The 14937-nt window shown below is 59.1% G+C and carries 13 protein-coding genes and 1 tRNA gene; 12 read left to right on the forward strand and 2 right to left on the reverse strand.

Going from position 1 to position 14937, the window contains the following annotated elements; translation table 11 throughout:
- Positions 1–76: 76 nt before the first annotated feature.
- Genes ACUY3D_RS00645 through ACUY3D_RS00655 form a run of 3 tightly spaced genes read left to right on the forward strand, consistent with a single transcriptional unit; the run spans position 77 to position 4815 of the window.
- The gene (locus ACUY3D_RS00645) at positions 77–685 is read left to right on the forward strand and encodes a TetR/AcrR family transcriptional regulator (RefSeq protein WP_070520882.1); all 609 of its coding nucleotides are present in this window, start codon (positions 77–79) and stop codon (positions 683–685) included.
- Between the two features lie 12 nt (positions 686–697).
- A complete protein-coding gene (gene mfd, locus ACUY3D_RS00650; RefSeq protein WP_448240203.1) occupies positions 698–4336 on the forward strand; it encodes a transcription-repair coupling factor in 3639 nt (1212 codons plus the stop codon).
- Positions 4336–4815 carry a hypothetical protein gene (locus tag ACUY3D_RS00655; protein ID WP_269948488.1) on the forward strand — a complete coding sequence of 160 codons (480 nt, stop codon included), beginning with the start codon at positions 4336–4338 and terminating at the stop codon, positions 4813–4815. Before mfd ends, ACUY3D_RS00655 begins: the two co-directional genes overlap by 1 nt.
- Here ACUY3D_RS00655 and ACUY3D_RS00660 read toward each other — a convergent pair.
- Complete coding sequence (locus ACUY3D_RS00660; RefSeq protein ID WP_193629077.1) at positions 4812–6299, reverse strand: amino acid permease; 1488 nt, start codon at positions 6297–6299, stop codon at positions 4812–4814. The two genes, ACUY3D_RS00655 and ACUY3D_RS00660, sit on opposite strands and share 4 nt — an antisense overlap.
- Before the next feature lie 81 nt (positions 6300–6380).
- Between ACUY3D_RS00660 and ACUY3D_RS00665 the strand changes: the two genes are divergently transcribed.
- A complete protein-coding gene (locus ACUY3D_RS00665; RefSeq protein WP_070530561.1) occupies positions 6381–6995 on the forward strand; it encodes a MazG nucleotide pyrophosphohydrolase domain-containing protein in 615 nt (204 codons plus the stop codon).
- Here the strand turns inward: ACUY3D_RS00665 and ACUY3D_RS00670 are convergent.
- Entirely contained in the window at positions 6992–7414 is a 423-nt protein-coding gene (locus tag ACUY3D_RS00670) for a hypothetical protein (RefSeq protein ID WP_070520896.1), read from the reverse strand. The genes ACUY3D_RS00665 and ACUY3D_RS00670 overlap by 4 nt on opposite strands.
- A 239-nt stretch (positions 7415–7653) precedes the next feature.
- Between ACUY3D_RS00670 and ACUY3D_RS00675 the strand changes: the two genes are divergently transcribed.
- The 8 genes from ACUY3D_RS00675 to ACUY3D_RS00710 all read left to right on the forward strand — a co-directional run bounded on the left by ACUY3D_RS00675 (position 7654) and on the right by ACUY3D_RS00710 (position 14904).
- Positions 7654–8445: a lysozyme family protein gene (locus tag ACUY3D_RS00675; protein ID WP_070520897.1), complete on the forward strand. Its 792-nt coding sequence runs from the start codon at positions 7654–7656 to the stop codon at positions 8443–8445.
- A gap of 143 nt (positions 8446–8588) precedes the next feature.
- Positions 8589–9866: a phosphopyruvate hydratase gene (gene eno / locus ACUY3D_RS00680; protein ID WP_143335642.1), complete on the forward strand. Its 1278-nt coding sequence runs from the start codon at positions 8589–8591 to the stop codon at positions 9864–9866.
- 232 nt (positions 9867–10098) lie between these two features.
- The gene (locus tag ACUY3D_RS00685; protein ID WP_269948489.1) at positions 10099–10602 is read left to right on the forward strand and encodes a septum formation initiator family protein; all 504 of its coding nucleotides are present in this window, start codon (positions 10099–10101) and stop codon (positions 10600–10602) included.
- Positions 10603–10636: 34 nt separating this feature from the next.
- Entirely contained in the window at positions 10637–11185 is a 549-nt protein-coding gene (locus ACUY3D_RS00690; RefSeq protein WP_070623740.1) for a DUF501 domain-containing protein, read from the forward strand.
- A 16-nt stretch (positions 11186–11201) separates the two neighbouring features.
- Positions 11202–12155: a Ppx/GppA phosphatase family protein gene (locus tag ACUY3D_RS00695; RefSeq protein ID WP_070562543.1), complete on the forward strand. Its 954-nt coding sequence runs from the start codon at positions 11202–11204 to the stop codon at positions 12153–12155.
- An 87-nt stretch (positions 12156–12242) separates the two neighbouring features.
- Positions 12243–12319, forward strand: a tRNA-Leu gene (locus ACUY3D_RS00700).
- A 259-nt stretch (positions 12320–12578) separates the two neighbouring features.
- Positions 12579–13382, forward strand: coding sequence for a Bax inhibitor-1/YccA family protein (locus tag ACUY3D_RS00705; protein WP_070686428.1), 804 nt, complete (start codon positions 12579–12581; stop codon positions 13380–13382).
- An 850-nt stretch (positions 13383–14232) separates the two neighbouring features.
- Positions 14233–14904 (forward strand): hypothetical protein, encoded by a 672-nt coding sequence (locus ACUY3D_RS00710; protein WP_269948490.1) that lies wholly within the window; start codon positions 14233–14235, stop codon positions 14902–14904.
- Positions 14905–14937 lie beyond the last annotated feature (33 nt).

The following is a 14937-nucleotide window of genomic DNA, read 5'->3' on the forward strand; positions in this document are numbered from 1 at the left end:
CTTCTTTATCGCCGTGCTAGTGGGCTACTTTTAGCTGGTGCGGGCCATGCCCAGTGGGGGAGATACAGTAGTAGGCATGGTTCGACAAAGGATGACCGGGCGTGAGCGCCGTGAGCAGTTGATCTCCATTGGCCGTGCGGCCTTCGCAGAGCGCGGTTTCGATGGCGCCAGCGTGGAGGACATCGCGGCACGCGCCGGAGTGTCCAAACCGGTGGTCTACGAGCACTTCGGCGGCAAGGAAGGCCTCTATGCCGTCGTCATTGACCGCGAGCTCGTGGCTTTGGAAAAGGTCGTGACGGAATCGCTACAGACGGGTTCTTGGCGCGAGCGCATTGAGCAGGGGGTCGTCGCCCTGCTGACCTACGTGGAGGAGGAAACCGATGGTTTCTTGATCCTCGTGCGCGATTCCAAGCCAGGGGATGAGCGTAGTTTCTCCACGTTGTTGAATGCAGCAGTTAATCAGATCGCGCACATCCTCGGTGAGGCCTTTGAACACCGCGGGCTCGACCCAGAGCTGGCGGTGCTCTACGGCCAGGCGCTCGTCGGCATGGTGGCCACCACGGCCCAGTGGTGGCTGGATGAGCGTGAGCCTTCGCGTGAAACAGTTGCCGCGCACATCGTTAATCTGTGCTGGAATGGTCTTTCCGGCATGGAAGCAGCACCGAAGTTGAAGGGAGCTAAGTAGGTGGCAACGCCGATGCTGGGTGGGCTTTTAAAGGTAGCCGCCTCAGATCCGAAATTTAAGGGCCTCGCCTCCCAAGTGGGAGAAGCCTCATTGCACATTACTGGCATCGACCAGGCCCGCCCCTGGGCTATCGGTACCTTGGCGCACCACGCACCGGTGCTGGTGGTGACTGCCTCCGGGCGCGAGGCAGAGGACCTCACCGCGGAGCTGACGGCCATGCTGGGGGATAAGGTCGCCTACTTCCCGGCCTGGGAGACGCTTCCGCATGAGAGGCTGTCGCCGGCCCCGGATATCGTCGGCAAGCGCGCGCGTGTGCTTGACCTCGTGGGGGCGGGCAAAGCCCAGGTCGTGGTGACCTCCGCCCGAGGGTACTGCCAGCCCATCCTGAGCAAGGTGGAGGGCCGCGCACCCATTTTCCTGAAGGAAGAGGACGAGCACGAGCTCGCGCATATCCTGTCGGAGCTGGAGTTTCGTGCTTACAAGCACGTGGACATGGTGGCCAAGCGCGGTGAGTACGCCACGCGCGGCGGCATTCTTGATGTCTTCCCGACAACCTCGGATTACCCGGTGCGCGTGGAGTTCTGGGGCGATGAGATTACGGATATCCGTCAGTTCTCCGTGGCTGACCAGCGTGCCATCCCCGAGATCGAGGTGGGAGAGGTCGCTATCTATCCCGCCCGCGAGCTGCCGATCACCAATGAGGTCGCCGCGCGGGCCCGCGAGCTGGCGCAGAAGTTTGGGGGCAACGCAGCGCTGGCGGAGCTTCTGACCAAGGTGGGGGAGCACATCCCGGCTGAAGGTATGGAAGCCGTGCTGGCCGTGCTTGCCGACGCCCCCTTCGTCACCCTCCCCGAACTGCTTGCCCCGGGCACACACGTGCTGCTCGTGGCGCCGGAAAAGATCCGCACGCGAATTGCGGATCTGGAATCCACCGATGCGGAGTTCTTGGCTGCTGGCTGGGAGGCCGCCGCAATGGGTGCGGATGGTCCGTTGGCTGCTGAGGGCTTGGATACCTCGGCGTCGAGTTACCGCTCCTATGAGTCCTTGGAGGCGACGTGCCGGAATATCGAGGCCCCGTTGTGGACTTTCGCCCCACCGGGGATGTTTGCGGCGGCTGAATCAGAGACCTTGCCGCTGGACTTTGAGCCCGGACCAACTCCGCGCGGTGATATCCCAGAGATTGATGCCATGATGGCGCAGCTTCTGGCGCACACGACAGCCGGCGGGCGTGCCGCCTTCATTGCCCCTGCGCAAGGCGCTATCAAGCGCATGGTGGAGCGCTTTGCGGAGAAGGGTATCCCCACGAAGGTGGCCACACCTGGCTGGGAGCCGAGTCCCGGCGAGGTCACGCTCTACCAGGCCTTGTCCCATGCTGGTCTGGTGTTCCCGAAGGTGCGCAAGCTCAAGGACGCTGAGGCACTGCCGCTGGTCGTCATCACGGAAACTGACCTGACGGGTAACCGTGTGGGCGATATTGCGGGGGCGAAGCGTCGCCCAGCAAAGCGCCGTAACCGCGTGGATCCCCTCGCACTCAAGCAGGGGGACTACGTGGTGCATGAGACCCATGGCATCGGCAAGTTCCTCAAGATGGCCGAGCGCACCGTTCAATCCGGTGACGAGACTTCGCGCCGCGAATACATTGTGTTGGAGTATGCCGCCTCCAAGCGCGGCCAGCCGGCTGACCAGCTGTGGGTCCCCATGGATTCGCTGGATTTGCTGAGCAAATACACCGGCGGTGAGACGCCGACGTTGTCCAAGATGGGCGGCTCGGACTGGAAAAACACCAAGAAGAAGGCGCGTGCCGCGGTGCGCGAGATCGCCGGTGAGCTGGTGGAGCTTTATGCCAAGCGCCAGGCCGCGCCCGGTCACCAATTTGGTCCCGATACCCCGTGGCAGGCGGAGATGGAGGATAATTTCCCCTTCGTCGAGACCGAGGACCAAATGCTGGCCATCGATGCCGTCAAGCAGGATATGGAATCCACGGTGCCGATGGACCGCGTGGTCGTCGGCGATGTGGGTTATGGCAAGACCGAGGTGGCGGTGCGCGCAGCCTTCAAGGCCGTGCAAGACGGCAAGCAGGTCGCGGTCCTCGTGCCCACCACTTTGCTGGCCCAGCAGCACACCGATACTTTCCGCGAGCGCATGCAGGGCTTCCCGGTGGATATCGAGGTGCTTTCGCGCTTTACCTCGGCCAAGGAATCCAAGGAGATTCTGGCTGGTTTGGCGGATGGTTCCGTGGACATCGTAATCGGTACCCACCGCCTGCTGCAGACAGGTGTGCAGTGGAAGAACTTGGGCCTCATCGTGGTGGATGAGGAGCAACGTTTTGGTGTCGAGCACAAGGAGCACATCAAGGCGCTCAAAGCCAGCGTGGACGTGCTCACCATGTCCGCGACGCCGATTCCACGCACCTTGGAGATGTCCATGGCGGGCATCCGCGAGATGTCCACCATCCTGACTCCGCCGGAGGACCGCCACCCGGTCCTGACCTATGTGGGCGCGTATGAGGATAAGCAGGTGGCCGCGGCCATCCGCCGTGAGCTGCTGCGCGACGGTCAAGTCTTCTTCATCCACAACAAGGTTGCGGATATCGAAAAGAAGGCCCGCGAGCTGCGGGACCTGGTGCCAGAAGCGCGTATCGTCGTGGCACACGGCCAGATGAACGAGGACGTCCTTGAGCGCACCGTCCAAGGTTTCTGGGACCGCGAATTCGACGTCCTGGTGTGTACCACGATCGTGGAAACCGGCCTGGATATTGCTAATGCGAATACCCTCATCGTGGAGAACGCGCACCACATGGGCCTGTCCCAGCTGCACCAGCTGCGCGGGCGCGTGGGCCGCTCCCGCGAGCGCGGCTATGCCTACTTCCTGTACCCGAAGGGCGCCACGCTGACGGAAACTTCCTATGACCGCCTGGCCACCATCGCCCAAAACAACGATCTGGGCGCCGGTATGGCCGTGGCCATGAAGGACCTTGAGATGCGCGGTGCCGGAAACGTGCTGGGCGCAGAGCAATCCGGCCACATCGCCGGTGTGGGCTTTGACCTCTATGTGCGCCTTGTCGGTGAGGCAGTGGAGACCTTCAAGGCTCTCGCCCGCGGTGAGACCCCCGTGGTCACGGACGAGGGCCCGAAGGAAATCCGCATCGACCTGCCGGTGGATGCCCATATTCCGGAGTCCTATATCAACTCCGAGCGCTTGCGCTTGGAGGTCTACCGCAAGCTGGCGGCCTCCAAGGACAACGCGGACCTGGCTCATGTGGTGGAGGAGATGCAGGACCGCTACGGGCCCATTCCGGAGCCGGTCGAGCGCCTGCTCGCCGTGGCTCGTCTGCGCCACCAGGCCCGCCGGGCCGGGGTCAGCGATATTACGGTGCAAGGCACGCGCATCAAGGTCCATCCGGTGGAGCTGGCGGATTCCAAGCAGGTACGCCTCAAGCGCCTCTTCCCGGGCTCCAACTACCGTGCAGCTGCCAAGGCCATCCAGCTCAACTTCCCCAAGGCAGGCCGCAATGTCACCGACCCGAAATTGCGGGACATCGAACTCTTGCAGTGGATGGCGGACTTCTTGGCCTCGATGTTCGAACTTGAGCGCGTCGACGTCAGCGGTGCTAAGACTAAGAAGAATGTCATTAGTGTAGGAGAAAAATAATGGACGCCAGCACCGCCGCCGGAATTTCTCGGTCCAATCCCAGAATCGTTTTAGTGGCGGTGTGGATGGCTGCCTCGCTGCTCAGCATCCCCGTCTCACTGGTGATCAAGTTCAGCGGTGAGAACGGCGGTTGGCTCACCTTCATGTTGATGATGTTCGGGGTAATCCTGGTTGGCATCTGGGTGCTGCTTGGTTTACTCCCGCTGTTCATCCGCGGTGATTACACGAGCAAGCTGGCGTGGGCGTGGGTGTCGCTGGCCTTAGTGTTCATCGGCTTTATCGTGGGAAACGCCAACCTGCCGGATTTTGGGGACGTCGGACCAGCCACCGTTCCGACGTGGTGGTTTGGCAACGAGGAAGCGGCCTCTATGACTGGTGGCCTCTTCCTCATCGTCAGCGCTATCGGCCACGTGTTGTGGATAGCAAGCTGCATCGCCTATGCGGTGCTATCGCGCCGCACGGCGCCCGAGGTTTTCTAGAGCGCCAAGCGGCCCGTGCTCAAGCCCCACACCGCGGCAACCGCGCCGATAACTACCAGCGCTACCACGAACCATTCGAAGGTGTTGAACACGCGCTCTTTCTTGTACAGGCGGGTGGCCACATAAGGAATCATGCTGGGGACCACGGCTAGCGCGCCGAGAAGAACATAAACCGGGTCGGCGGCATAGATGAGCCACAGGGAATAGATGAAGGCGACGAGGCCGATGCAGAGGTGGCGGCGATTCTCTCGGCGGCTCACCTCCGGACCTGAAATATCGAAGCGCACCCCTGCATGTGGGTGAGTCAGCCCCTTGCCGCGCACGGCCAAGAGGACCAGGTAAAGGGAAGAGAAGATGTAGGGCAGCAGGTACATGATGGTGGCCAGCTGCACCATGGCGTTATAAGAAGTTTCGTTGAGGAAGAAGACGATAACGAAGAGCTGAATCGTCAGCGTAGAAATCAGCTGCGCTACCCACGGCGCACCGGCGATGTTCACGGTGCCGATCTTGCGGGGGAGAAGACCATCGACAGCCATCATGACAATCGGTTCCGCGCACAGCATCTGCCAGGACACGTAGGCGCCGAGCACGGAGAGGCACAGGCCGAGGGAAATGAGAGCGCCGCCCCATTCGCCTACGGCCGCGGTGAGCACGGACGCCATCGAGTTATCCGGCAGCGCTGCGAGCTCTTCCTGGGTAAGCACGCCGAAGCTCAGCGTGGACACGGATACCAGCAACGCCAGAACGCTGATGAAGCCGATGACGGTAGCGCGGCCGACGTCGGCACGCGTGCGCGCCTGCTTGGAGTACACGGATGCGCCCTCCACGCCGATGAAGACCCACACGGTAAAGAGCATGATGCCCTGAATCTGCTCGAAGAGGGACTTATCGGAGGCCTCGCCCCAGAAGTCAAGAGTGAATTTGTCCCAGCTAAAGCCTACGAAAGCGAGGATGACGATGAAGGCGAGGATGGGGACGATCTTGGCGATGGACGTCACCATGTTCATGATCGCCGCCTGCTTAATTCCGCGCGCCAGCACAGCAAAGATTCCCCAGGACAACACCGATACGGCGATGGCGGAGACCCAGCGGTGGTCGGCGTCAAAGAAAGGCACGTAGTGGCCAATGGTGTTGAAGAACAGGGTGGCGTAGCCTACCTGCGCCATCACAGATCCTAGCCAGTAGCCCCAGCCGGACGTAAAGCCAATAAAGTCACCTAAGCCGGCGCGGACGTAGGAGTACACACCGGAGTCGAGGTGCGGCTTGCGGTGCGCGAGAATTTGAAAAACGAAGGCGACAGAGAGCATGCCCACGCCGGCGATGAGCCAGCCGATGAGCATGGCGCCAGGGCCGGCCACGGAGGCGATGTTCTGCGGAAGAGAGAAGATTCCGGCGCCCACCGTGGAACCGATGATGAGCGCGATGAGCGTCCACAACGTCACAGAGTGCGTGCGCGGCGATTCGGTGAGATTGGAAGTGGTCATTGGTTAAAAATACCCCTTCAGGCGGGCGTTTGTGCAACTGCAGCGAAAGTTCAAAGAACTGGGGACCTATACTCGTTGCTTATGACTGTCCTGTTGTTAGATCCGCGCTGGCCCACGTTAATCCCTATGGAGGCCGTTGGGAAACTGCAGGGCCCTGTTGTTTTCACTGATGAAGTTCCGGTGAAGGTGCGCTGGGACTTTGATTCACTGTTGTGCGGTGAGGATCCGGAAGGCCATGGTGTTGTGGTGAGCACAGATCCATCACACCCGCAGGTGCGCGCGCTTATCGACGCTGATGCGGACCTCATCCTCGCCCCCTCCCTTGAGGAACCGATGTGGAAGGCACGTGAGGTGATGTCGCGTGCGCGGCGCATCGGGGAGTGGGAGCGCGATCAAACCCACGAAACTTTGCTGCCGTATCTAGAAGAAGAGTCGGCGGAATTCGCCCAGGCGGTGCGGGAGCGTGCCACTGATTCCGAGTTGCTTAAGGAATTGGGCGATGTCTTCTTACAGGTCCTCTTTCACGCCGAGATCGCGGCACGCCGTGGGGCTTTTACTCTCGACGATGTTGCGATGTCCTTCGTCAACAAAATGCGCTCCCGCGCGCCCTACCTTTTCGACGGCACGGAGGACGTCGTGGGGGTAGAGGAGCAGGAGCGCCTGTGGGCCGAGGGTAAGGCCCGAGAAAAGAACTAGCCCTTCTGAATCATCGAGGACAGCAGGGGAGCGTAGTCAGCGATCGTGGAGGATAGGCCGGTACCGCCGGTTGCGAGAGTGTCTTCCTTGACGATCTTGCACTCGAGGGCGCGGTCGGCGGTCTGGCCGGAGTACTTCACGGCGGCCAAGGCCAGCGGGCCGAGTTCCTCAGAGTTGCCCAGTGCGGTGAGGTTCTTGGACAGCTGGTTGCGGGTGGTGTTCGGAGTAAGCAACTCACCCTCGGTGCTCTGATCAATCAGCGTCAGGGTGCTACGCAGGGTGTTGCAATCAGCGGACTGGATGCCCTGGGAGAGGAAGCCGCCCAGCTCAGTCAGGGAAGCGGCAGAAGCGGTGGCGGGGGTGATTGCGCCGAGGGCGACAACGGCGGAAGCAGTAGCGAGGATACGACGGATGGACATGGAACTCCTTGGCTAAGAGAAAGGCACGTTTCTAGAACGGACAGTGATAGAACGTGGAGCACCAGCAGGGCCTCGGCTCTCTGTTCAACGCTGCAGTGTAGCGCAGAATGTTACGCATGGGAACATTTGGACATAACTTTTGTTCCGCGATTGTCGTAGGTCTTGCCTATACGGTCGCCTCGTGGCGCCCTCTGTGTCGCTCGACCCCCTTCCTGCAACGGGCTGTAGTATTCACCTTTATGACGCAGGGGCTTAGGAGGATCGGGGGCTGTGGCCTCGGCATTGTCTTGGCCATCATTCTGATCATTTCCTTGGTGGCCTGGAGTCTTTCCTTCCTGGATAAACCATCCCCGTTCCGGCAGCTTTCCCCCGTCCCAGAGGAACTTCCACCCGTGGGCGGGGCAGAGGTGCCCGCTATTGATGTCGACGGGCCGGGGCGCACGGCGGACAAGCTGACGTGGTGGTCCGACCAGCTTGCCGACGCCACCAGTATCCCCGCCCAGGCATTGCGGGCCTACGGCAACGCCGAGCTGATCGCGCGGCAATCCTGGCCGAACTGTAATCTGCGCTGGAATACCCTCGCCGGTATCGGCTGGGTAGAAACTCGTCACGGGACCTATAATGGAAGCCTCTTCGACCGTTCCTCCCTTGATGAGAATGGTTATCCCGACCCGCCCATTGTGGGCATTCCTCTCGACGGAACTAACAACACCACTTTGGTTCCTGATAGCGATGGCGGCGCCATTGACGGCGATGTCGAGTTTGATCGGGCGGTTGGCCCCATGCAATTCATCGCTTCTTCGTGGGAGCATCTAGGCCGAGATGCCAACGGCGATGGCGTTGCTGATCCCAATCAAATCGACGATGCCGCGTTGGGTGCTGCCGCACTGCTGTGTCACGGAGATAGGGATCTTTCCACGCCAGAGGGATGGCGTTCGGCCGTCCTCAACTACAACCAATCTGAGGACTACCTGGGCAAAGTCGCAGCAGCCGCAAATTCCTACGCCATTGAACAGCCTGCCGTGTCCTAGCCTCTTTCTAGATCTATGTCACGTTGTCCGTTTCCGCCCGACACGTTCCGAAGTTTTCTGGAACAATTGTCCCCAGGTGGTTTGGGAGCCCCTCCCAGAACACGAACCCAAGATCAATTTGGCTCTATAGGAGTGAAAGCAGCATGGCTGACATCATCCACGTAATGGCACGCGAAATTCTTGATTCCCGCGGCAACCCCACCGTTGAGGCTGAAGTATTCCTCGACGATGGTGCACGCGGTGTCGCCGGCGTTCCGTCTGGCGCTTCCACCGGTGTTCACGAGGCTCACGAGTTGCGTGACGGTGGTGACCGCTACTTGGGCAAGGGCGTTCTGAAGGCTGTTGAGAACGTCAACGAAGAGATCGCTGATGAACTTGCCGGCTTCGAGGCCGATGACCAGCGTCTCATCGACCAGGCCCTGATCAAGCTGGACGGCACGGATAACAAGTCCCGCCTCGGCGCCAACGCCATCCTGGGCGTGTCCATCGCAGCCGCCAAGGCCGCTGCCGAGTCTGCTGGCCTTCCGCTCTACCGCTACATTGGCGGCCCGAACGCTCATGTCCTGCCCGTTCCGATGATGAACATCGTCAACGGTGGTGCCCACGCTGACTCCGGCGTTGACGTTCAGGAGTTCATGATCGCCCCGATCGGTGCCGAGTCCTTCAGCGAGGCCCTGCGCATGGGCGCACAGGTCTACCACGCACTGAAGGCCGTTATTAAGTCCAAGGGCCTGTCCACCGGCCTGGGTGACGAGGGCGGATTCGCTCCGGAGGCTGAGTCCACCAAGGCAGCTCTGGACCTCATCGTTGAGGCCATCGAGAAGGCCGGCTTTAAGCCGGGCAAGGATGTCGCCCTGGCTCTCGACGTTGCATCTTCCGAGTTCTTCAAGGACGGCAAGTACCACTTCGAGGGCGGCGAGCACACCGCTGAGGAGATGGCCAAGGTCTACGAGGACCTCATCGCCAACTACCCGATCGTGTCCATCGAGGACCCGCTGCAGGAAGATGACTGGGAGGGCTACACCAAGCTCACCGCAGCTATCGGTGACAAGGTGCAGATTGTCGGCGATGACTTCTTCGTCACCAACCCGGCTCGCCTGAAGGAGGGCATTGAGAAGAAGGCCGCCAACGCTCTGCTGGTGAAGGTTAACCAGATCGGTACCCTGACCGAGACCTTCGACGCCGTTGAGCTGGCTCACCGCAATGGCTACCGCACCATGATGTCCCACCGCTCCGGTGAGACCGAGGACACCACCATTGCTGATCTCGCCGTTGCTCTGAACTGCGGCCAGATCAAGACCGGTGCTCCGGCCCGTTCTGAGCGCGTTGCCAAGTACAACCAGCTGCTGCGCATTGAGCAGGAACTGGGTGACGCCGCAGTTTACGCCGGCCGCTCCGCATTCCCGCGCTTCCAGGGCTAGGACTCAACTCCGGTTTCTAGCAGTGGTCTGCACAGACCACTCGCTGAACTACTGGTGAAAGAATAAGGTGCCACAGTAACTGTGGCACCTTTTAGTCGTTTTGATCGTGGCACCTTTCCTGTTGTCCGGCCCCGAACAGGCCCAGCCCAAAACTTCTGAGGCGCATGTTATTTCTGGGACACGTCGCGCGCCGCACAGCACCTGGGCCGGTCCGGGATACAATGGCTTTCCGATGGCATGCACTACTTCTCCCCGCACGAAACGCCGGAACACCGTTCCGGTTCGCACGCGTGCCCGCGATGAGCAGCGAGCTAAACGGAAGAAAGCACCGGTGCAGGCCAAGGGGCTAGACATCCTCGGGATCGGTGTGATTATCGCTGTTGTTCTCGTGGTACTGCTATCCATTGCCGTTCCGCTGCGAAACTACTACCACGGCCAATCGGAGATTGCGCGGCTGGAAAGCTCAATCGTCGCCAAGCAAGCACAGAAGGATGACCTCCTCACGGAGATTGACAAGTACCGATCCGAGGAATACGTCAAGGAGGAGGCGCGCCGCCGCTTCGGTGTCATGGATGAAGGTGAGATGGCCTTTCGCATCATGGATCCGCGCATGGACTCTGGTGACACGGTGACCTCAGAGCGTCGTGAGGATGCCGACGACCGCGAGTGGTACACGGTGCTGTGGGATTCAGTATCGGAAGATGCGGAAAACCTACCGGAAACACCTGCTGAATAGGACTCATCCATATCTCCATGTCACAATGGTTCCTATGACCGTGACCGATGCTGACCTTGAAGTCGTCCGCGAACAGTTGGGCCGCACCCCGCGCGGCGTCGTGGACATTGCTTACCGCACCCCGGACGGAGCCCCAGCGGTGATTAAAACCGCACCCAAGCTTCCCGACGGCACCCCGTTTCCCACCCTTTACTACCTCACCGACCCGCGCCTGACTGCCGAAGCATCGCGCCTTGAGGTTGCCCATGTCATGAAGTGGATGGAGCAGCGCCTCGCCCAAGAAGAGGACCTGCAGCAGGATTACCAGGCGGCGCACGAACATTACCTGGAAACCCGTAACGCCATGGAAGACCTGGGCACTGAGTTTTCAGGTGGCGGCATGCCAGAGCGCGTGAAGTGCCTCCACGTTCTCATCGCTTATGCCTTAGCTGAGGGACCGGGCCGTGTGCGCTTTGGCACCGAGGCCGTCGCGATGGCTGCGGAGCACGGTAAACTCCGGGGAAGCGCCATCCCTGAGGATTGGCCCACCGTGGGGGACCTGGGCATCGACATGACCCAGTTCGATTTTTCTAACGCCGGTTAAAAGAAAGGCTAGCCCTATGACTCGCGTCGCTGCTGTCGACTGCGGAACCAACTCCATTCGCCTGCTCATCAGCGAGGTTCAGGAGGATGGCAAGATCCGGGATATCACCCGCACGATGGAGATCGTTCGCCTTGGCCAGGGCGTCGATGCTACCGGTGAGTTTGATCCTGAAGCTCTTGCGCGGACTCGCGTAGCGCTCGAAGGCTACGTCAAACAAATGAAGTTTGAAAAGGTCGAGCGCGTGCGCATGGTCGCCACCTCGGCCACTCGTGATGCAAAGAACCACCGCGAGTTTTTCAACATGACCGAAGAGCTTCTCGGTGAAATCCAGCCGGGGGCTCGCGCGGAGGTAATTTCCGGTGAGGAAGAGGCACTGCTGTCCTTTACCGGTGCGGTGGGGGACCTGCACTCTGAGGAGGGTCCGTATTGCGTCATCGATTTGGGCGGTGGTTCGACAGAGTTCGTCGTGGGGACAATCGACGGCGAGATCCTCGGCTCGCACTCTGCTCAGATGGGGTGCGTGCGGCTTACCGAGCGCATCATGCGCACCGATCCTCCCACGGAGGCCGAGATTGAGATTGCTAGCGATTATGTTGCTGAGCGCATGGCCGAAGTGGAGAAGATCGTTCCTATCGACAAAGCCCTCACCTTCGTTGGCTGTGCCGGTACGTTTACGACTCTTTCGGCGCTTGCCCAGGGGATGGAGCGTTACGATGCCGACTCCATCCACGGTTCCGAGCTTCGCTTCGATGCGCTGCGGGTGCTCACCCGACAGATGATTGGATTGCCTTCGGATGTGCGCGCTCTCAACCCCGTCATCCACCCCGGGCGCGCAGATGTCATCGGTGGTGGATGCGTGGCCATCGAGGGCATCATGACGATGATTGAGCGCAACAGTGAAGCCCGTTCCTTCTTCATCAGTGAGAAGGACATCCTCGACGGTATTATCAGCGGCCTCGCTGCCAGTTAGCGAACTCAAACCAAAAGAGTTGCGCAGAAGCCGACCCTATTTTCAGTCCATGCCTACCCGTGCCCTAAGATGAGTGGGCACGGTTTGGCCCCCATAGCCCAATCGGCAGAGGCAGTCGACTTAAAATCGATTCAGTCTGGGTTCGAGTCCCAGTGGGGGCACCATGACCAGCGGAAACGCTGAATTTAACGGGTGAAGGTAGGGAACGCTTCCCAGCGCTCCTCTTCATAGTTTGCGGCAACAGGGGCGCCGGCAAGCGCAGTGCTTGTCGACGCATTCCTGTTAGGCGTGGACAATTTTGCGAATTTTGAGATTTTTGGGAACTTCCTAGCAGTGGGGAGCGTTGATCTTGATGAAACGACAAATAAGGCGGCCCTAGGGGCCGCTTTTTAGAGAAAGACTGTGAAAGGAATCGGGATTCGCGTGCGTTCTAGCAACCCCGTCATGAGTTCCCTCTCGTCCAGCCAAAGTCAGACCCAGGGTGGAAATCCCTACGGTCAGAGCGATAATCCATTTGTTCAGGAGAATCGCAGCGCCGATCGGCCGCTGACTGTTGATGATGTCGTGACCAAGACTGGCATTACTCTTGGCGTCATCATTGTCATGGCCGTGCTCAACTTTGCTGTTGGTGAGTTGATTAACCCAGGCATCGCGATGATTCTTACTCTGGTTGGTGCGCTCGGCGGTTTCATTACTGTTCTTGTCTCAACGTTTGGCAAGAAGTTTGGTTCTGCAGCCGTCACGTTGATCTATGCCGTGTTTGAAGGCCTCTTTGTGGGCGGATTCTCCCTCATGTTTGCCGGCGTATCCTTCGGCAATTCCGATGGCATGGCACTTATTGGCCAAGCAATCATGGGTACCGTAGGTGTCTTTATCGGCATGCTGATGGTCTACAAGACCGGTGCGGTAAAGGTCACCCCGAAGTTCAACAAGATCATGTTCGGCCTCATCGCCGGCGTGGCCGTGTTGGCTCTGGGTAACATGCTGGGCGCTATTTTCTTCGGCTTTAATCCGCTACGTGATGGTGGCATGCTTTCCATCATCTTCTCCCTCGTCTGCATTGTTCTGGCGTCCTTGTCCTTTATGACAGACTTCGACCAGGCAGACCGCCTGATTCGCCAGGGTGCCCCGGCGCAATATGCCTGGGGTATCGCTCTTGGTTTGGCCGTGACCTTGGTCTGGCTGTACACGGAGATTCTTCGTCTGCTGAGCTACTTCAGGGACTAATTAGTCTCATACCGCTTCTGCGAAACCGGCGGCTGGCACCACAAGCTTTGTGGTTGCTGGCCGCCGGTTTCTTTGTGTGCGTGGCGCATCTCTTTTGGAGCAGGGGTATAGCGCCCGTTAGGTGCGGGCGGGATCTTGGCATTGACTGGCGCGAGCTAATACAGATTGCAACAGTTAGAACAGGATTTCCCTTCGCAAATATCTATTTGCGTACCAATTGCGGTATAGGTGGCGAGTACCTCAAGGCGGGTGACGTGGATGACTGCGGGGGTAGTTATGGTTGCAAATCTGAGGTCCTGTTCGGTTCTTGTGGGCGAAATGTTCGATTTCTTGGGTGGGGGAGTCTTTGTCTTGCTGTTAACAGGCTCCGTGAGCCGTCCGCTGGAAATGAAGGCAACTGCATCGGCAAGCACCTGTTTCCGTGCCTAGCCCTGAGCTTTACGCGACCATGCCGACAGAATTGGGTTTCTCATGTTTCCCAAGGATGCGATGCTCTAAGCGGCGTGCGGCAAAGCGGGCAAGATTGCTTCTTAATTGAGGAAAAACGACACCCCAAAAATTGACAGTGTTGTAATTCGGGTACCCCCAATTGGTTATAATCGGCAGGCAAGACACATGTAGTTCACGGCGGGTACCCAAGCTCCATGCAGGCTACGACCAGCTATTATTAACGGATAGTTCTATTAGTGCGATCGAATAGTTACAATAAATTTGCATATAGAAAATGACTAATTTGGCACCGGCGCGACTTCTTGTTCTTTCTCGTGCATTCTGGTCGCAGAAGTCGCTCGGAGTTTAAAGCTCAAGGGAGGGGCTTCTAACGGTCAGGAAAGTTAGTTGAAGGGACACCATGAAGCGAATCGGGGGCCTTGTGATGATGGCGGTTTGTATCGGGGTGCTGTCAAACTGCGCGTCACCGCTCGGCCTCAGTGTTCGTGGCAATGGTAGTAACGCGGGGGACTTTCGCAATTCTCCTGACATGAAAGCCGGCGGTGGCTCAGTGGACTCGGGGGTCGCTGATGCCACCGCCACGACGGGGCGAGAGTCTCAAGCTCAAAGTGAGCAGTCTCGTGCAGGCGGTGGGGTACTTCCACCGCTAGGGGAGTTTGACCGGACAGTGCCTGGATTTCAGGTGTTTGATCCGTGTGTAGGGATTCCGGAAAGAAAGCTAAGGGAAGCAGGCCTTTCTACGCGTTTGGAGTCAAGTGTTCGCGAATCAGGTTTTTCCCACTGTGGGTTTGAGATTGAAAATGCTGTGGGGGAAACTGGATTCATTGGTCTCGGCGTGACGGATATGGCACTTCAGGAACTGGAAACGCAATACGGGGGGCAAAGGGTTTATGAAGGTGAGCAACTTCCGGTAGTTGCCCTAGATGACCCTGATTTTGGTCGACTGTTTTGCACTTTATATCTAGAGACCACCAAGGGAACGCTGATAGTTGAATCTTCTGGTTTTGGTAGCACTCAGAAGGACGAGCGCTGCGTGATCGGGGAAAGAATTCTTTATACGTTTGCTACTTAAATAGGGGGCACAAATGCAAATAAACTTGTCAAA

Source organism: Corynebacterium guaraldiae (genome assembly GCF_053480195.1).